The sequence below is a fragment of the Sporosarcina sp. NCCP-2716 genome (genome assembly GCF_023707985.1).
Taxonomy (GTDB): domain Bacteria; phylum Bacillota; class Bacilli; order Bacillales_A; family Planococcaceae; genus Sporosarcina.
In genome coordinates, this window is sequence record NZ_BRCF01000008.1 from 88,065 (window position 1) to 105,706 (window position 17,642).

Consider the following 17,642-nt stretch of genomic DNA (forward strand, 5'->3'; position numbering starts at 1 on the left):
GTAGTCGGTTATACTAAGAGTGTTGATTGACCCCCTATTTTTTTATAGACTTGAAGGCTGTCGGAAAGTATGTTGCCGGCAGCTTCTTTTTGTGTCGTTTTCCGGTATAATCGATTATACTTAAGACTATGTAAACAAAAGAAGTGAGGCACCGCGTATGCAAAGAATTGTAAACCTGCTAGTTGAGAAAGACGGAAACGTGCTCTTATTAAAAAAGCCGAGGAGGGGCTGGTACGTTGCTCCCGGCGGCAAGATGGATGCCGGCGAGTCGATCCTCGAGACGGCGATCCGTGAATTCACGGAAGAGACCGGGGCAATTCCGGTCGATCCCTATTTGAAAGGCGTCTATACAATGGTGATCCGGAACGGAGAGGACACGGTGGACGAATGGATGCTGTTCACCTTCGCTGCCCGGGACTACACCGGAACGCCGATGACAGATACAGTGGAAGGCAAGCTGGAGTGGCATCCGGTCGAATCGCTCAAGACGCTGGCGATGGCGGAAGGCGACCGGACGAATCTGCTGTTTGCCATGTCTGGGGAAGGGATCCAATACGGCACATTCACGTATACGGAGGACTTCGAACTGCTTGACGAAAAGATCCAACATCCAAACGGAAGGTGATGGGGCCGATGGAAACAGATGCACATACGGAAGAACTCGAACTGGTGATCATAACGGGGATGTCAGGAGCCGGCAAGTCGGTTGCGATGCAGAGTTTCGAAGATATGGGCTACTATTGCATCGACAATCTCCCGCCTGAGCTGCTGCAGACATTCCTCGACCTGATGCTCGCGTCTGCTGACAAGAAATCCAAAATCGCCGCGGTCATCGACACGAGGGGCGGCGGCCTGTTCGATGCTCTGCTGGATGCGCTCGACAGCGTCAATCGGATGGATAACGTAACAACCCGGATCCTGTTCCTGGAGGCGGATGACGAAACGCTCGTCAGCCGCTACAAAGAATCGAGGAGATCCCACCCGCTCGCCGGCGGAAGGCAGCCGCTCGCCGGCATCCAGAAAGAACGAGGCCTCCTGAGTGATATAAAAGGACGCGCAAAGTCGATCTACAACACGTCGGAGATGAAACCGAAAGAGCTGCGTGACCGGATCATCCAGGAGTTTTCCGCAGGCGAAGGCGAAAACTTCACACTGAACTTCATCTCGTTCGGGTTCAAGCATGCGATGCCGATCGACGCCGATGTCGTGTTCGACGTGCGCTTCCTGCCGAATCCGTATTATATCGAAGCGATGCGGCCGCAGACCGGGCTCGACCGGGAAGTGTATGAGTATGTCCTGAAATGGGACGATACCCAGACACTCATCAGCAAGCTGACAGACCTGTTCAAGTTCCTCATTCCCCAGTATAAGAATGAAGGGAAATCGCAAGTCGTCATCGCATTCGGCTGCACAGGCGGCCAGCACCGTTCCGTGACGCTCGCCGAGTATTTCGGAAGCCTGTTCAAGGACGAATATACGACTTATGTGACACATCAGCATATCGAAAAAAGAAAGGGCTGACGCTATGAAGCCTTCAGCACTACGCAAGAAAGTCGTGGTTTTCGGCGGCGGTACCGGCCTGTCGACGCTGCTGCGCGGCCTGAAGAAGTATCCGGTCGATGTAACAGCGGTCGTCACAGTGGCAGATGACGGAGGAAGTTCTGGAAGATTACTGGATCAGTATGACATCCCGCCTCCGGGTGATGTCAGGAAGGTGATGGCAGCGCTTTCAGATGTGGAACCGCTTATCGAACAGCTGTTCCAGTACCGATTCAAGGCGCAGGACGGCCTTAACGGCCATTCGCTCGGCAATCTGATGCTCGCTGCCATGACAGACATTACCGGTGATTTCGCCAGCGCCGTCCGTAAGATGGGACAGGTGCTCAACATCAAAGGGAAAGTGCTGCCGGCGGCGAACCAGCGCATCACTCTCCATGCGGAACTCGAGGACGGCACGATCGTCACAGGCGAATCCAAGATCCCGATGTATGCCCGCAAAATCCGCCGTGTCTACCTATCGCCCCAGGACGCCGAGCCGCTTCCAGAGACGACGGCTGCGATCCGCCAGGCGGACCTGATCATCATCGGTCCCGGCAGCCTGTATACGAGCATCCTGCCGTCGCTCCTCGTCCAGGATATCCGGAAAGAGGTGCTATCGAGCAAGGCGCGTAAAGTGTACGTCGGCAACCTGACGACCCAAAAAGGAGAGACATACCGGTACACCGCCTCGGAGCATGTTGCCGCACTGTACGACCACGTCGAAAAACCGTTCCTCGACGCGGTGCTGCTGAACAGCAAGGACATCCTGCCGCTTCTGAGCGAAGCGGGGCAGACTGTCACGTCCTGGCCGGTCGAACGCGATCTGGACAGGCTGCGGGAACTGGTGCCGCATATCTATCAGGAAGATATCGCACTGGCCGTGGACGGGCGTGTCCTTCACGACGCGGAAAAAGTGGCGGAATGGTTCATGGACTACATAGCGGGCGAAGCAGCGAGTACTGAACAGGCGTGATCGCCACCGGGAAAGGGGGAAGTTCATGTCTTTCGCATCTGAAACAAAGAAAGAACTGACACAAATCGAATCTGAAGATTGCTGTACAAAGGCGGAAATCGCGGCGTTCATCCGCATGAACGGGGTTGTGTCGTTCTCCAACAAATCGCTCACGCTCGACGTGCAGACAGAGAATGCTGCGATTGCCAGGCGCCTGTACTCCAATCTCAAGAAATTATATACATTCAAAGTGGAACTGCTCGTCCGGCGCAAAATGCGTCTCAAGAAAAACAACGTCTATATATGCCGGGTGCGCGAAGAGGCCCGTGAACTGCTGGACGATCTCGATATCCTGTCGAATACGTTCCAGTCCAATCAGAGCATAACGGACCGCATCATCCCGAATGACTGCTGCAAGCGTGCATATCTGCGGGGGGCGTTCCTCGCAGGCGGATCAGTCAACAATCCGGAAACGTCGTCATATCATCTCGAAATCTTTTCGCTGTATCAGGAGCACTCCGACGCGCTTGTCAGCCTGATGAACGACTATCAGCTGAATGCGAAATCGATCGAACGGAAGAAAGGGTTCGTCGCCTACCTGAAAGAAGCGGAGAAGATTGCGGACTTCCTGAGCATCATCGGCGCGCACGTCGCGCTCATGCGGTTCGAGGACATCCGGATCGTCCGGGATATGAGGAACAGCGTCAACCGGCTCGTCAACTGTGAAACGGCGAATCTCAACAAGACGATCAGCGCCGCCCAGCGGCAAGTCGAGAATATCAAACTGATCCAGTCGACAGTCGGTCTCGACTCCCTGCCGGACAGGCTCCAGGAAATTGCGCATCTGCGTGTCGAGTATCAGGACGTGACGCTGAAGGAACTCGGGGAAATGCTGTCAGGCGGCCCGGTGAGCAAATCAGGCGTCAACCACCGTCTCCGCAAGATCGACGAAATCGCAGAAAGAGTGCGGGTCGGCGGGATCACCAAATGAGAAGGAGGGAAAGGGTATGATTGAAAAGGCAGTGGAAGTCAAAATCAAGCCCGGTCTGCAGGCAAGGCAGGCCGCGCTGTTCGTCCAGGAGGCGAACCGGTACAACTCGGACATCTATGTAAAACGGGAAGACCGTCAAGTGAACGCCAAAAGCATCATGGGGATCATGAGCCTCGCAATCGCGCAGGGCAGCACGGTCACCCTGATGGCGGACGGTTCGGATGAGGAACAGGCGGCGCAGTCGCTGGCAGCCTTCATAGAAGGGGAATCGTGAACAGAAAAAAACGTCCCGTGTGACGGGACGCCTGTCTGTTCACTTATTTGTTTTCGGACTCTTTCATGTCGCTGCGCGTGATGATGTGGTCGATGAGACCATATTCCTTCGCACGTTCCGCTGTCATGAAGTTATCGCGGTCCGTATCTTTTTCGATGATTTCGATCGGCTGTCCCGTACGCTCGGACAGGATCTTGTTCAGCTTCTCACGGATGAAGAGGATATGTTTCGCGGCGATTTCAATTTCCGTCGCCTGCCCCTGTGCGCCGCCGAGCGGCTGGTGGATCATCACTTCTGCGTTCGGCAATGCATAGCGTTTGCCTTCTGTTCCGGCTGCGAGCAGGAACGAGCCCATGGAAGCGGCCATGCCGATACAGATTGTCTGGATGTTCGGCTTGATGTACTGCATCGTGTCATAGATGGCCATACCGGCTGTGATGCTGCCGCCAGGGCTGTTGATGTAGATGGAGATGTCTTTGTCCGGATCTTCCGACTCCAGGAACAGCAGCTGCGCTACAATGGAGTTCGCGACGTTGTCGTCGATCGCGCTGCCGAGCATGATGATGCGGTCTTTCAGCAAGCGGGAATAAATATCATACGCACGCTCTCCGCGGTTTGTCTGTTCGATAACTGTAGGAATTAGATTCATGTTTCGTTCCTCCCTTGGAATGTCAAAATGGTCGTATGTTAAGACGGTGCCCCGCTTAACCATGACTTAATCATACATAGTATGGTCAACAAAGGTCAAATATTACGCTTTCAAAATTCCTGTTGCATTTTCCGTCCACAGCAAGTATACTATTATTTGTCCGCTAAACCTAACAAAACAGCGTCCTCGTGGTGCAATGGATAGCACGTAAGCCTCCGAAGCTTAAAATGTGGGTTCGACTCCCGCCGAGGACATCAGAAACGTACTTGTAAACTCCCCAGCTGTGAAGGTCTCCCTTCGCAGCTGGGGAGTTTTTTTGTCCAATCGGAAACTTTTCAGGCTGCCAGCCGTATAAACAATCATACCGAACGTTTGGGGTGCCTTTCATTACGGGTAAACTCCCCAAAGGAAATGATAATTTAGGGGGCATGACAGATGAAGAAATTATTAGGACCGATTGCAGTAATCATCGGGATCATCGTAGTGCTGGCAATCATATTAGTGCCGAGCTACAACAAATTCGTGACATCCGAAGAGAACGTCGATCAGGCGTATTCCCAAATTGAAACGCAGCTTCAGCGCCGGGTGGACCTCATCCCGAACTTGGTGAACACGGCAAAAGGCTATGCGAAGCATGAGAAGGAAGTGTTCACGAATATCGCGGACGCCCGTTCGAAATTGGCTGGTGCAAGAACTCCGGAAGACCAGGCGACTGCCAACAACGAGCTGACCGGAGCATTGAGCCGGCTGCTCGTCGTCGCGGAAAATTATCCGGAATTAAAAGCTGACAAGCAGTTCACCCAGCTGATGGACGAATTGGCAGGCACGGAAAACCGGATTGCGGTTTCACGGAAAGACTACAACACGGAAGTCGCTTCGTACAATAAGCAAGTGCAGCGTTTCCCGGGCAAACTCGTTGCATCGGTGTTCGGCTTCGACAAGAAAGAGTACTTCAAAGCAGCTCCGGGATCTGAAGAAGCGCCATCCGTCGACTTCGGGGACGATGCGTAATGAAACGGACAGCTGCCCGGGCATTTGCCCTGCTCGGCATGCTACTTTTGTTTTTGACGGTCCTGCAGCCCGGAGCTGAAGCGCGAGGTGTTTCGATAGTTCATGACGAATCCGGTATCCTATCAGATTCGCAGAAACAGGAGTTGGAGGATTATGCGCTCCGACTCTACCAGGCGACCGGTGCTGAATTTGCGGTGCTGATCGTTGACGATACAGGCGGGGAAGACTATCAGGACTACGCACTGAAAAAGTTCAGGGAGTTCAAATTGGGCGACGCAAAAGAAGAGAACGGTGCACTGCTGTTTGCCAAGACGGGAGGCCCGAAAGGTACTCGTGATTTCCGGCTGGTTACCGGTTATGGGCTTGAAGGTGCACTTCCCGACGGCAAGGTCGGCCGGATCATCGACGAAGTGTCTATACCTTTTTTACAAGCTGAACAGCCCGACCAGGCTGTTATGCAGGCCTACAAAGCATTTTATAATGAAATCGCAAAAGAATACGGACTGGATGGCGATCAGCTGCCCGTCTATACACAAGGCGGCCAGGATTATACGAGTGACGAAGGCGGCGGTCTCCCGATTGTGCCGATCATCGTCATTGCCTTCATCCTCATCCAGATCTTCGCCAATTCAGGAAGAGGCGGTGGAGGCGGACGCGGCGGCGGTCCGGGCGGCAGACGGCGCAGTGTCGGTCCGATCTTCTTCCCTGGCTCGTTCGGCGGCGGTTCCGGCGGCGGCTTCGGAGGCTCTGGTGGGGGAGGAGGCTTCGGCGGCTTCGGCGGCGGCGGCTCCTCAGGAGGCGGCGGCGCAGGCCGCAGCTGGTAACTACATTAAGCGGTGTGTGCAGCGAACTTGTTGCACACGCCGCTTTTTGCTTTTACACTGATACTATAAGTAGGAGGGATCCAGATGCACGTGACATTTTACACGAAACCCGGCTGTGCGCTCTGTGACGAAGCTGAACAGATGATGCGGCTCGTCAGCGAAGACTATCCGCTCACATGGACAGCCGTCAATATTGAGGATGACGACTCGAAGCATGAGCAGTATGTGTTCATGATCCCAGTCGTTGAGCGGGACGGCGAAGTGCTCTGCTATGGCACTATCGGGTACGCTGATCTCGTGCTTCTTCTGGAGACGTGATGTTTAGATTTGTGCTTGGCGGGAATAGGTTGTATACTTGGAGTATCAAGCTATTCTATTTTTTTGACTTCTATGGGACACTTTTTAGCCATAGAGGACGAAAAGAGTCCTAAGCAAGCGAGCACATGAAAGGGGGGATCCACCTGAGACCGGTCATTGTGGAAGCGCAGGAAAAACTCGTCCCGGAAATGATGGCCGCCCTGCAGCAGCGATACCTCGTACTGAAGCTTATCAAGACATCCGGTCCAATCGGAAGGCGCCCTCTTGCGGAGACGGCCGGACTGACTGAGCGGGAAACACGCTCCGTCATGGAAGCGCTCCGCGACCAGCATCTGATCCTTGTTGCGAAAGAAGGAGCGCGGGTCACGTCAGAGGGGGAACGGGTGCTGTATCAGCTCGAGCCGCTCATCGAATTGCAGTATGAGCGGAACTCCCTTGCGAAGCGTATCCGCCAGCAATTCGGCATCAAAGACGTACACATCGTCAAAGGGGACAGTTCGGAAACCGGCGCATCGAACGAGCTTCTCGGTGCAGAAGCGGCTTCCGTCTTCGCTGGCCGGATCGGCAGCGGCCGGATCGTCGCCGTCACAGGCGGCAGTACAATGGCCGCGATTCCGAAGCATCTGAGCTGTTACCCGGGAGCCGAGAACACGCTGTTCATTCCCGCGAGGGGCGGTGTCGGGGAAGACATCGGCCTGCAGGCGAACGTCATCGCGGCGACGTTCGCACAGACGTGTAATGCTTCCTATAAGTCGCTCTATTACCCGGAATCGCTCAGTGAAGCGGCGCATGCCGTCTTCCTGAAAGAACCGAGCGCGCGGAAGATGCTCGAGCTGTACGAAACGACCGACTGCCTCATGCACGGCATCGGTGACGCGAAAAGAATGGCGATCATGCGGGAATCGGATGACGATGAACGCAGGCTGCTTGCCTCCAACGGCGCAAAAGGCGAAGCGTTCGGCTACTATTTCAATCGCGACGGTGACATCGTGCACCGCTTGCGGACTGTCGGGATCCAGACCGAGCATCTCGACAGGATTCCGCTCATCCTTGCAGTGGCGGGCGGTTCCGAAAAATCGGAAGCGATCCTGTCCTACTTGCACGCAGCGGCGAAACAGACAGTGCTGATCACGGATGAAGGTGCAGCAAGGGAAATTGTAAACCTTATGAATGAAAACGGGTAAACGGTTAACAATTGGTTCTGTATGACTCATATGCAGATTCCAACTACTATACATTTAAAAATTTGGAGGGATTCATGATGACAGTAAAAATGGCGATTAACGGATTTGGACGTATTGGACGTATTGTAATGCGGGACTCTTTGGCACATGACGAGCTGGAAGTAGTGGCGGTCAATGACTTGACGGACGCGCCGATGCTCGCACACTTGCTGAAATACGACTCTGTCCACGGAATTCTGGATGCGGATGTCACTTCTGACGAAAACCATATTATCGTGAACGGCAAAAAGATCCGTGTCTACGCAGAAAAAGATCCATCGAACCTTCCTTGGAAAGAGCTCGGCATCGATGTTGTCGTCGAAAGTACCGGCGTCTTCCGCGATGCGGCCGGTCTCCAGAAGCACATTGACGCAGGCGCGAAGAAAGTCATCTTGTCCGCTCCTGCACAAGGCGATGTAAAAACACTCGTCATGGGTGTTAACGAACAGGAATACGACGCGAAGAACGACCAGTACGTATCGAATGCGTCTTGTACGACGAACTGCCTGGCGCCAATCGTCAAAGTGCTGAACGACAAGTTCGGCGTCCAGCGCGGCATGATGACAACGATCCACTCGTATACGAATGACCAGCGCATCCTTGACTTGCCGCACTCCGACTACCGCCGTGCACGTGCGGCTGCAGAGTCGATGATCCCGACAACGACAGGCGCCGCTTCTGCGGTGACGAAAGTTATTCCTGAACTGAAAGGAAGACTCGACGGCATGGCTGTCCGCGTACCGACTCCGAACGTATCCCTCGTCGATTTCGTCGCGGAACTGGATAAAAACGTAACGGTCGAAGACGTGAACAATGCGCTGAAGGAAGCTTCCGAGAACGGACTGAAAGGGTACCTGTTCTACAGTGACCTGCCGCTCGTTTCGAAAGACTACAATGGTTCACACGCATCTTCCACTGTCGACGCCCTGTCGACGATGGTGCTGCAGGACAACATGGTGAAAGTGATCAGCTGGTATGACAACGAGCAGGGTTATGCTGCACGATGCATCGACCTCGCGCTCTACATGAACGAGCAAGGGCTGTAAACCGCTGCAAATCACCCATCGGCGGGCACATAATATCTGGCTTATCGGATTGTGACCGACTATACTGAATAGATGGGCAGGAGGAACGGTATCGCCCGTTCCTCCTTTTTTTTACAACTATAACTGCCGCGAAGGAGTGCTACTCATGAACCCGAAAATGACGATGAAGGATGTCGACCTGAAAGGGAAACGTGTCTTCTGCCGTGTCGATTTCAATGTACCGATGGAAGAGGGAAAGGTGACGGATGATACACGGATCCGTGCAGCACTGCCGACGATCGAATACTTGTCAGGACAAGGTGCGAAAGTGATTCTTGCCAGCCATCTCGGCCGTCCGAAAGGCCAGGTGAATGAAGAATTCCGTCTGACGGAAGCCGGGAAACGGCTCGGGGAACTGCTCGGGAAACCGGTGCTGAAACTGGATGAATCGACGGGTGCCGATGTGGAAGCCCGCATTGCGGAACTTTCGGACGGCGATATCGTGCTGCTCGAGAACGTCCGCTTCCACCCGGGAGAAGAGAAGAACGATCCGGAGCTCGCGAAACAGTTCGCAGCGCTCGCCGACATATTCGTTAATGACGCGTTCGGCGCAGCTCACCGCGCACATGCGACGACTGCAGGCATCGCGGAATACTTACCGAGCGTCCAAGGATTCCTTCTGGAAAAAGAGCTCGATGTCCTTGGCAAGGCACTTTCCGATCCGGAGCGCCCGTTCACAGCCATCATCGGCGGAGCGAAAGTGAAAGACAAGATCGGCGTCATCGACCACCTGCTCGACAAGGTGGACAACCTGCTGATCGGCGGCGGCCTGTCGTACACATTCACACGCGCACAAGGTCATGAAACAGGGGATTCCCTCGTTGAAGAGGATAAGATCGCGCTCGCTGCTTCGTTCATCCAGAAAGCGAAGGAAAAAGGGGTCAACCTGTATTTGCCGATCGATGCGAAAGTGGCCAGCGCTTTCTCCGAGAGTGCCGACACGAAAGTCGTCTCCATCGACAGCATCGAGCCAGGCTGGATGGGTCTTGACATCGGGCCGAAGACAGCGGACCAATACGCGGACGTCATCGCCGATTCGAAGCTCGTCATCTGGAACGGACCGATGGGTGTGTTCGAAATGGCACCGTTCGCTGACGGTACGAAACGCGTCGCTCAGGCGATGGCGGAGACGGAAGCCTTCACGATCATCGGCGGCGGCGACTCGGCTGCTGCTGTGGAGAAATTCGAAGTCGCGGACCGGATGGATCACATCTCGACAGGCGGCGGCGCATCCCTTGAGTTCATGGAAGGGAAAGAACTGCCGGGTGTCAGCGCACTGAACGACCGACTTTAAGGAGGGACAGTCATGAGAAAACCGATCATTGCAGGAAACTGGAAGATGTACAAAACGATGCAGGAAGCGACCAGCTTCATGGAAGAATTGACTGGGAAACTGGACCGCTCAGTACAAGCGGACGTCGTCATCTGCCCGCCCGCCCCGTACTTGGCTGTGCTCGTTGAGAAATCAGAGGGGACACCTGTCCAAATAGGGGCACAGACGATGCACGAAGAGGACGAAGGGGCGTTCACGGGAGAAGTGAGCCCGCGCATGCTGCAGAGCATCGGAGTCGGACTCGTCATCCTCGGCCACTCCGAGCGCCGGCAGTATTACAACGAAACCGACGAAAGCGTCAACCGCAAAGTGAAAGCGGCATTCGCACATGAGCTGACGCCGATCGTCTGTGTCGGTGAAACGCTTGAACAGCGGGAAGCGGAGCAGACTGCGGAAATCGTCGGCAGCCAGGTAAAGAAAGCGTTCGACGGAATCAGTGAAGAGGACGCCAAGCGGGCTGTTGTCGCATACGAACCGGTCTGGGCGATCGGTACAGGGCGCACGGCGACAGCAAGTGACGCCAACGAAGTATGTGCACATATCCGTTCTGTACTGAAAGACCTTTATTTAGATGAAACCGCACAAGCTGTCCGTATCCAGTATGGCGGCAGTGTGAAACCGGCCAATATCGGTGAACTGCTTGCGGAAAGTGACATCGACGGCGCTTTGGTCGGCGGGGCAAGCTTGGATCCGGACTCGTTTGCCGCACTTGCGGAGGCGGGATCCCATGAGTAATGGACCCGTCGGACTCATTATCATGGACGGCTTCGGCCTGCGCGGCGAAACTTCCGGAAATGCAGTCGCACACGCGAGCAAACCGAACTATGACCGTCTGTGGAACGAGTATCCGCATTCGACGCTGACTGCATGCGGCGAGGCGGTCGGACTGCCGCCGGGCCAGATGGGCAACTCCGAAGTGGGCCACTTGAACATCGGCGCCGGACGGATCGTCTACCAGAGCCTCACGCGCATCAACAAATCGATCCGTGAACGGGACTTCTTCGACAACGAAGTGCTTGTGTCTGCCGTGAACCACGCGAAATCCCACGGCAGTGCGCTGCACGTCATGGGGCTGCTGTCGGATGGCGGCGTGCACAGCCACTTCGAGCATCTCTTCGCGCTGCTCGAACTCGCATCGATGCACGGTCTGCACGACGTCTATGTCCATGCATTCCTCGACGGACGCGATGTCGGACCGACGACGGCGCTCGCTTTCCTGCAGCGTACCGAAGAAGTGATGAAGAAAGCCGGCGTCGGCAAGATCGCCACCGTGTCCGGACGCTATTATGCGATGGACCGGGACAAGCGGTGGGAGCGTGTGCAGCTCGCATACGACGTCATGGTCAACGACAAAGGGCCGCGTTATGGAACTGCTGAAGAAGGGGTCCAGGCTTCCTATGATGCCGGTGTGACGGATGAATTCGTTGTGCCGTTCATCGTCCAGAAGGAAGGGGAGCCTGCGGTGAAAGTGTCCGAAGGCGATGCAGTCGTCTTCTTCAACTTCCGTCCCGACCGGGCGATCCAGCTGTCGCGTGCCTTCACGCAGAATGGGTTCGACGGCTTCCATGTGACGCCGTTCACCGACTTGAAATTCGTCACCTTCACTGAATACAGTGACGAAGTGGCGTCCGAAGTCGTGTATCCGAGCCAGAACTTGAAAAACACGATCGGCGAAGTGCTGTCGGCGAACCATATCCGGCAGCTGCGCATCGCGGAGACGGAGAAATACCCGCACGTGACGTTCTTCATGAGCGGCGGCCGGGAAGAGGAGTTCGACGGCGAAAAGCGCATTCTGATCGCTTCACCGAAAGTCGCAACCTACGACTTGAAGCCGGAGATGAGCGCCTACGAAGTGACGGATGCTTTGATCGACGAGATCGAGAACGACCGGATCGATGCGTTCATCTTGAATCTTGCGAACCCTGACATGGTGGGCCACAGCGGTATGCTCGAGCCGACCGTGAAGGCGGTCGAGACGACGGACGCATGTGTCGGCCGGATCATCCGGCTGCTGGAAGAAAAGGGCGGCGCAGCGATCATCACGGCCGACCACGGCAATGCGGATGAAGTGATCACGCCGGAAGGCAATCCGATGACGGCCCATACGACCAATCCGGTGCCGGTCATCGTCACGAAAAAGGGAATCACGCTCCGCGAGGGCGGGATTCTCGCAGACTTGGCCCCGACCATGCTAAGATTGCTAGGAATCGAACAGCCTGAAGAAATGACAGGTTCATCATTATTTTAACTAAAGGGAGAGATTTGCATGCCGGTTATTAGTATTGTACAAGCGAGAGAAGTACTCGACTCACGAGGCAATCCGACAGTCGAAGTGGAAGTGTTCACGGAAAGCGGCGCATTCGGCCGTGCCATCGTCCCATCCGGCGCATCGACCGGTGAATACGAAGCGGTCGAACTCCGCGACGGCGACAAAGACCGCTATCTCGGCAAAGGCGTCCTCAAAGCGGTCGATCATGTGAACGAAGTGATCGCCGACGCGCTTGAAGACAACTACTCCGTACTGGATCAGGTCGTCATCGACAAAGCCCTCATCGAACTCGATGGGACGGAAAACAAAGGCAAGCTCGGTGCGAACGCGATTCTTGGTGTGTCGATGGCAGTCGCGCACGCTGCGGCAGACTACTTGGACATCCCGCTCTATCAGTACATCGGCGGCGTCAACGCAAAACAGCTTCCTGTCCCGATGATGAACATCGTCAACGGCGGCGAGCATGCCGACAACAACGTCGACATCCAGGAATTCATGATCATGCCGGTCGGTGCGGAATCATTCCGCCATGCTCTCCGGATGGGTGCAGAAATTTTCCACAGCCTGAAATCGGTCTTGAAGGACAAAGGACTGAACACGGCAGTCGGCGACGAAGGCGGCTTCGCTCCGAACCTGTCGTCGAACGAAGACGCGCTGTCAACAATCGTCGAAGCGATCGAAAAAGCAGGTTACAAGCCGGGCGAGGACATCATGCTCGCAATGGATGCGGCTGCTTCTGAGTTTTACAACAAGGAAGAAGGCAAATACAAACTGGCGGGGGAAGGCATCGAGAAGACGTCTGAAGAGATGGTCGACTGGTACGAATCCCTCGTCAACAAGTACCCAATCATTTCGATCGAGGACGGCTTGGATGAAAACGACTGGGCAGGTACGAAGCTGCTGACGGAACGCCTCGGCAACCGTGTTCAGCTCGTCGGCGATGACCTCTTCGTCACGAATACGAAGAAACTGAAGCGCGGCATCGAAGAGGGCGTCGGCAACTCGATCCTCATCAAAGTGAACCAGATCGGTACGCTGACGGAAACGATGGATGCGATCGAAATGGCGAAGCGCGCAGGCTACACTGCTGTCATTTCGCACCGGTCAGGCGAGACGGAAGATACGACGATCGCAGACTTGGCGGTAGCGACGAACGCCGGACAGATCAAGACCGGTGCACCGTCCCGTACGGACCGCGTGGCGAAGTACAACCAGCTGCTGCGCATCGATGACCAGCTCGATGAGACAGCTCAGTACCTCGGAAAAGAGACGTTCTACAACTTGAAATGAGTTATTTTACAAGCATTCAGACAACTGTTGCAATCAGCGGTTGTCTGATGCTGTAGAATTTGGTAAACTAGTAGAGCAGTTGAGCTAGTTTCAGGAGGTGCAAGAATATGCATGCGTTATTAATGACATTGCTCGTGATCGTCTCACTTTCACTGATTGTCGTTGTTCTGCTGCAATCGGGGAAGAGTGCAGGTCTGTCAGGAGCCATCTCCGGCGGGGCTGAACAGTTATTCGGAAAACAGAAGGCACGCGGTCTGGACCTGGTCCTGCAGCGCGTGACGGTCGTTCTTTCGGTATTGTTCTTTGTATTGGCGATTGCAATTATGAAAATATAAACGAACAGCAATTTCCGCCTGGCCATCTGTACGGCTGGGCTTTTTTATTTGTGATGAAGCGAGTTAGGCTATTGGCAAGGGCTGGCATACGTTCCGGGCGGACGCGGGCCTGCAGGAGGCAGGTCATGCAACCGTTGCGGCAGGACGCCGCGGTCTTAGGTTGTTTCATGCGCTGATCCCGGGCCACCAGGACGGTGGTCATGCAGCCGTTGCCGCAGGACGCGGCGATCTTAGGCTGCCCAGGAGTCGCCGCCCTGCACTTCTGCCAGCTGTCGTAGTGGCAAAGGAATCAGTATACTATCTAGGGTGGAGCCACTAGAGGCCTGTACTGTGAAATAATGAAAAATGAAAGGGTCGTTTTGGATGAGGATTGGACAGGCGAAGCCGTTTTTCTTTGAGCATGGGAAGCGGGCGGTACTGCTGCTGCATGGGTTTACCGGGACGTCGGCGGATGTGCGGATGCTCGGACGGTTTTTGGAGAAGAAAGGGTATACGTCGCTCGCGCCGCATTATAAGGGGCATGGGGTTGACCCAGAGGAACTGATCCATACCGGACCGGATGAGTGGTGGCAGGATGTCGTGGGTGCGTATGAGCAGCTGAAGAGTGCCGGATATGACCAGATCGCGGTTGCCGGATTGTCGCTCGGAGGCGTGTTTTCATTGAAAGTAGGGAAACATATGCCAGTGAAGGGCATTGTAACGATGAACGCGCCGATGTCGATGCGTTCGACGGATCTCATGTATGAGGGCGTGCTCCGCTATGCGCGCGAGTACAAGAAAATAGAAGGAAAAAGCGAGGCGCAGATCGAAGAGGAAGTGGAAGCGCTGCGCGGGCAGTCGATGCCGTCGCTCGCCGATCTGCAGCAGCTCGTGAAAGACGTCCGCAGCGGGCTCGATATGGTCTACGCTCCGGCACTCGTCGTGCAGTCCGTGCATGACGAAGTGATCGATCCGGACTCGGCGAAGGTCATCTATGACACGATCGAGTCGACGGACAAGACGATCTCCTGGTACGAACACTCGGGTCACGTCATTACGCTTGGCAAGGAGAAGGAACAGCTCCACGAAGAGGTTTTCGAGTTTCTCGAGTCTCTGGACTGGGAAGAGTAAACGAGGGACGTTCAGGCAACACTAAATGTAAGGAGGGATGCTGATTGGATTCATTTGAACAGCAGTTAGAACAACAGATTTTGTCACTCATGAAAGAAGAGGCATATAAGCCCCTGACTGTGCAGGAGATCCAGGAACTGCTCGGCATGGAACAGGCGGCGGAATTCAAGGAACTCGTCAAGATGCTCGTCCATCTGGAACAGAAAGGCGCGGTCATCCGTTCGCGGACGGACCGTTACGGCCTGCCGGAACGCATGAACCTCGTGCGCGGGAAGTTCATCGGCCACGCGAAGGGCTTCGGCTTTGTCACGCCGGAAACCGAAGGCATGGATGACATCTTCATACCGCCGACGGAAGTGAACAGCGCCATGAACGGCGATATCGTCCTCGTTCGGGTCTCAAGCAGCTCGCACGGCGACCGCCGGGAAGGCAGCATCATCCGCATCGCGGAACGGAAGACGACGAAAGTGGTCGGCACGTACCAGGATAACCGCGGCTTCGGCTTCGTCATTCCGGATGACAAGAAACTGCCGATGGATATCTTCATCGCAAAAGGCGATAACTTAGGTGCGATCGAAGGGCACAAAGTCGTCGTCGAGATCACCGAATTCCCGAGCGACCGCAAGTCGGCGACAGGGAAAGTGATCCAGCTCCTCGGTCACAAAAACGACCCGGGCGTCGATATCCTGTCAATCATCTACAAGCACGGCATCGAAATCGAGTTCCCGGACGAAGTCATGAAACAGACCGATAACGTGCCGGCGGAAATCCAGGAGAAGGACTGGTTCAAACGGACTGACATGCGTGACGTGCTGACGATCACGATCGACGGCGCGGACGCGAAGGACCTGGATGACGCGATTTCGCTCGAAAAGAACGGCGACGGCACCCATACGCTGTCCGTCCACATTTCGGACGTCAGCTACTACGTGACGGAGCACTCGCCGCTCGATAACGAAGCGTACGAGCGCGGGACGAGTGTTTATTTGACGGACCGCGTTATCCCGATGCTGCCGCACAAACTCTCGAACGGAATCTGCTCGCTGCACCCTCACGTCGACCGGCTGACGCTGACGTGCCGGATGACAGTCGACCATAACGGCAAAGTGACGCATCACGAAATCTTCCCGAGTGTCATCAATTCTGATTACCGGATGACGTACCACGACGTATTCAAGATCGTCGATGAGCAGGACGAAGCACTGCGCGAAGAATACAAGGAAATCGTGCCGATGCTGACCAGTATGGCTGAACTGATGAAAATCCTGCGTCAGAAGCGCGAAGACCGCGGCGCAATCGACTTCGACTTCAAGGAATCGAAGATCATTGTTGACGACGAAGGATGGCCCGTCGACATCAAGATCATGGAGCGTACGATCGCCGAGCGCATGATCGAAGAATTCATGCTGCTTGCGAACGAAACTGTGGCGGAGCACTTCCACTGGATGCAGGTGCCGTTCATGTACCGGATCCACGAAGACCCGAAAACGGAGAAACTGCAGCGGCTGTTCGAGTTCCTGACGAACTTCGGGATCGTCGTCAAAGGCGCCGGCAACAAGATCCATCCGCGTGCCCTGCAGGAGATCACTGAGTCGGTTGCAGGACTGCCGGAAGAGACCGTCATTTCGACGATGCTCCTTCGCTCGATGCAGCAGGCGAAGTATTTCCAGGCAAGCCTCGGACACTTCGGGCTGTCGACGGATTACTATACACACTTCACGTCGCCGATCCGACGGTATCCGGACCTGATCGTCCACCGGCTGATCCGCACGTATATGTTCGAAAAAGACGTCTCACAGAAAACGATCGCACACTGGGATGCAGAATTGCCGGAAATCGCCCAGCATGCATCCGAGATGGAGCGCCGCGCTGTCGATGCGGAACGCGACACCGACGCGCTGAAGAAAGCCCAGTTCATGGTCGATAAAGTCGGCGAGGAATTCGACGGAGTCATTTCTTCCGTCACGAACTTCGGTTTGTTCGTCGAACTCGAGAATACGATCGAAGGGCTCGTCCACGTCAGCTACATGACGGATGACTACTACCGCTTCGACGACCGCGCCATGATGATGATCGGCGAGCATACCGGCAAACAGTACCGCATCGGAGACGAAGTGACGGTCAAAGTGGCGGCTGTGAAACCGGAAGAGGCATCCATCGACTTCGAAATCGCCGACATGAAGAAGACGTTCCACCGGACGCGCAAGGAAACGCCGAAAGTGATCCACGCCCGCGGCAAGTCGTCCGGCGACAGCAAGTCCGGAAAACCGGGCAAACCAGGGCAATCCGGAAAATCCGGCGGTGCATCCAAGGAAGGCGGACGCCCGGCAGGCAAGAAAAGCGGCGGCAGCCAGAAGAAACGGTTCTACGAAAGCGTCGCAAAAAACAACAAGAAACAGAAACCAAGAAAGAAAAAGTGAGCGGAATGGCCCTCATGCC

18 protein-coding genes and 1 tRNA gene are annotated in these 17,642 nt (G+C 55.2%); 18 read left to right on the forward strand and 1 reads right to left on the reverse strand.

The features are described from left to right. Positions 1-157: 157 nt before the first annotated feature. From NFU03_RS12215 to NFU03_RS12235, 5 genes are read left to right on the forward strand one after another with little or no spacing between them, the layout of a single operon-like run. Positions 158-625, forward strand: coding sequence for an 8-oxo-dGTP diphosphatase (locus NFU03_RS12215; RefSeq protein ID WP_251639058.1), 468 nt, complete (start codon positions 158-160; stop codon positions 623-625). A gap of 8 nt (positions 626-633) precedes the next feature. Beyond that, on the forward strand, positions 634-1,521 hold the full coding sequence (rapZ, locus tag NFU03_RS12220; protein ID WP_251639060.1) for an RNase adapter RapZ: 888 nt from the start codon (positions 634-636) through the stop codon (positions 1,519-1,521). Positions 1,522-1,525: 4 nt separating this feature from the next. Continuing rightward, on the forward strand, positions 1,526-2,512 hold the full coding sequence (locus NFU03_RS12225) for a gluconeogenesis factor YvcK family protein (protein ID WP_251639063.1): 987 nt from the start codon (positions 1,526-1,528) through the stop codon (positions 2,510-2,512). A 25-nt stretch (positions 2,513-2,537) separates the two neighbouring features. After that, positions 2,538-3,482: a DNA-binding protein WhiA gene (whiA, locus tag NFU03_RS12230; RefSeq protein ID WP_251639065.1), complete on the forward strand. Its 945-nt coding sequence runs from the start codon at positions 2,538-2,540 to the stop codon at positions 3,480-3,482. 16 nt (positions 3,483-3,498) lie between these two features. Beyond that, on the forward strand, positions 3,499-3,756 hold the full coding sequence (locus NFU03_RS12235) for an HPr family phosphocarrier protein (protein WP_251639067.1): 258 nt from the start codon (positions 3,499-3,501) through the stop codon (positions 3,754-3,756). A gap of 43 nt (positions 3,757-3,799) precedes the next feature. Here NFU03_RS12235 and clpP read toward each other — a convergent pair whose 3' ends face one another. After that, positions 3,800-4,405, reverse strand: a complete 606-nt coding sequence (gene clpP / locus NFU03_RS12240; RefSeq protein ID WP_251639069.1) for an ATP-dependent Clp endopeptidase proteolytic subunit ClpP — start codon at positions 4,403-4,405, stop codon at positions 3,800-3,802. A 182-nt stretch (positions 4,406-4,587) separates the two neighbouring features. Between clpP and NFU03_RS12245 the strand changes: the two genes are divergently transcribed. The 13 genes from NFU03_RS12245 to rnr all read left to right on the forward strand — a co-directional run bounded on the left by NFU03_RS12245 (position 4,588) and on the right by rnr (position 17,623). Further along, a tRNA-Arg gene (locus tag NFU03_RS12245) sits at positions 4,588-4,659 on the forward strand. A 181-nt stretch (positions 4,660-4,840) separates the two neighbouring features. Further along, a complete protein-coding gene (locus NFU03_RS12250; RefSeq protein WP_251639071.1) occupies positions 4,841-5,416 on the forward strand; it encodes a LemA family protein in 576 nt (191 codons plus the stop codon). After that, positions 5,416-6,240, forward strand: coding sequence for a TPM domain-containing protein (locus tag NFU03_RS15735; protein ID WP_285835444.1), 825 nt, complete (start codon positions 5,416-5,418; stop codon positions 6,238-6,240). The genes NFU03_RS12250 and NFU03_RS15735 overlap by 1 nt, the downstream gene beginning before the upstream one ends. 84 nt (positions 6,241-6,324) lie before the next feature. Next, a complete protein-coding gene (locus tag NFU03_RS12260; RefSeq protein ID WP_251639072.1) occupies positions 6,325-6,558 on the forward strand; it encodes a glutaredoxin family protein in 234 nt (77 codons plus the stop codon). A 125-nt stretch (positions 6,559-6,683) separates the two neighbouring features. Beyond that, positions 6,684-7,742, forward strand: a complete 1,059-nt coding sequence (locus tag NFU03_RS12265) for a sugar-binding transcriptional regulator (RefSeq protein ID WP_251639074.1) — start codon at positions 6,684-6,686, stop codon at positions 7,740-7,742. Between the two features lie 77 nt (positions 7,743-7,819). Further along, the gene (gene gap / locus NFU03_RS12270; RefSeq protein WP_251639075.1) at positions 7,820-8,827 is read left to right on the forward strand and encodes a type I glyceraldehyde-3-phosphate dehydrogenase; all 1,008 of its coding nucleotides are present in this window, start codon (positions 7,820-7,822) and stop codon (positions 8,825-8,827) included. 145 nt (positions 8,828-8,972) lie between these two features. Beyond that, positions 8,973-10,160: a phosphoglycerate kinase gene (locus NFU03_RS12275; protein WP_251639076.1), complete on the forward strand. Its 1,188-nt coding sequence runs from the start codon at positions 8,973-8,975 to the stop codon at positions 10,158-10,160. 12 nt (positions 10,161-10,172) lie between these two features. After that, the gene (tpiA, locus tag NFU03_RS12280; RefSeq protein WP_251639077.1) at positions 10,173-10,934 is read left to right on the forward strand and encodes a triose-phosphate isomerase; all 762 of its coding nucleotides are present in this window, start codon (positions 10,173-10,175) and stop codon (positions 10,932-10,934) included. Beyond that, complete coding sequence (gpmI, locus tag NFU03_RS12285; RefSeq protein WP_251639078.1) at positions 10,927-12,447, forward strand: 2,3-bisphosphoglycerate-independent phosphoglycerate mutase; 1,521 nt, start codon at positions 10,927-10,929, stop codon at positions 12,445-12,447. Before tpiA ends, gpmI begins: the two co-directional genes overlap by 8 nt. Before the next feature lie 18 nt (positions 12,448-12,465). Then, the gene (eno, locus tag NFU03_RS12290) at positions 12,466-13,758 is read left to right on the forward strand and encodes a phosphopyruvate hydratase (RefSeq protein WP_251639079.1); all 1,293 of its coding nucleotides are present in this window, start codon (positions 12,466-12,468) and stop codon (positions 13,756-13,758) included. Between the two features lie 107 nt (positions 13,759-13,865). Next, positions 13,866-14,093: a preprotein translocase subunit SecG gene (gene secG / locus NFU03_RS12295; protein ID WP_251639080.1), complete on the forward strand. Its 228-nt coding sequence runs from the start codon at positions 13,866-13,868 to the stop codon at positions 14,091-14,093. Between the two features lie 363 nt (positions 14,094-14,456). Beyond that, on the forward strand, positions 14,457-15,203 hold the full coding sequence (locus tag NFU03_RS12300) for an alpha/beta hydrolase (RefSeq protein ID WP_251639082.1): 747 nt from the start codon (positions 14,457-14,459) through the stop codon (positions 15,201-15,203). Positions 15,204-15,247: 44 nt separating this feature from the next. Then, positions 15,248-17,623: a ribonuclease R gene (gene rnr, locus NFU03_RS12305; protein WP_285835446.1), complete on the forward strand. Its 2,376-nt coding sequence runs from the start codon at positions 15,248-15,250 to the stop codon at positions 17,621-17,623. The last annotated feature ends 19 nt before the right edge of the window (positions 17,624-17,642 follow it).

Excerpts from the sequence above, each read along its gene's own strand:
- NFU03_RS12260 (WP_251639072.1), top strand. The coding sequence starts at position 6,325 with ATGCACGTGACATTTTACACGAAACCCGGCTGTGCGCTCTGTGACGAA.
- NFU03_RS15735 (WP_285835444.1), top strand. The coding sequence starts at position 5,416 with ATGAAACGGACAGCTGCCCGGGCATTTGCCCTGCTCGGCATGCTACTT.
- gap (WP_251639075.1), top strand. The coding sequence starts at position 7,820 with ATGACAGTAAAAATGGCGATTAACGGATTTGGACGTATTGGACGTATT.
- eno (WP_251639079.1), top strand. The coding sequence starts at position 12,466 with ATGCCGGTTATTAGTATTGTACAAGCGAGAGAAGTACTCGACTCACGA.
- whiA (WP_251639065.1), top strand. The coding sequence starts at position 2,538 with ATGTCTTTCGCATCTGAAACAAAGAAAGAACTGACACAAATCGAATCT.
- rapZ (WP_251639060.1), top strand. The coding sequence starts at position 634 with ATGGAAACAGATGCACATACGGAAGAACTCGAACTGGTGATCATAACG.
- NFU03_RS12215 (WP_251639058.1), top strand. The coding sequence starts at position 158 with ATGCAAAGAATTGTAAACCTGCTAGTTGAGAAAGACGGAAACGTGCTC.
- clpP (WP_251639069.1), bottom strand. The coding sequence starts at position 4,405 with ATGAATCTAATTCCTACAGTTATCGAACAGACAAACCGCGGAGAGCGT.
- NFU03_RS12275 (WP_251639076.1), top strand. The coding sequence starts at position 8,973 with ATGAACCCGAAAATGACGATGAAGGATGTCGACCTGAAAGGGAAACGT.
- secG (WP_251639080.1), top strand. The coding sequence starts at position 13,866 with ATGCATGCGTTATTAATGACATTGCTCGTGATCGTCTCACTTTCACTG.
- NFU03_RS12235 (WP_251639067.1), top strand. The coding sequence starts at position 3,499 with ATGATTGAAAAGGCAGTGGAAGTCAAAATCAAGCCCGGTCTGCAGGCA.
- NFU03_RS12265 (WP_251639074.1), top strand. The coding sequence starts at position 6,684 with ATGAAAGGGGGGATCCACCTGAGACCGGTCATTGTGGAAGCGCAGGAA.
- tpiA (WP_251639077.1), top strand. The coding sequence starts at position 10,173 with ATGAGAAAACCGATCATTGCAGGAAACTGGAAGATGTACAAAACGATG.
- NFU03_RS12225 (WP_251639063.1), top strand. The coding sequence starts at position 1,526 with ATGAAGCCTTCAGCACTACGCAAGAAAGTCGTGGTTTTCGGCGGCGGT.
- NFU03_RS12250 (WP_251639071.1), top strand. The coding sequence starts at position 4,841 with ATGAAGAAATTATTAGGACCGATTGCAGTAATCATCGGGATCATCGTA.
- gpmI (WP_251639078.1), top strand. The coding sequence starts at position 10,927 with ATGAGTAATGGACCCGTCGGACTCATTATCATGGACGGCTTCGGCCTG.
- NFU03_RS12300 (WP_251639082.1), top strand. The coding sequence starts at position 14,457 with ATGAGGATTGGACAGGCGAAGCCGTTTTTCTTTGAGCATGGGAAGCGG.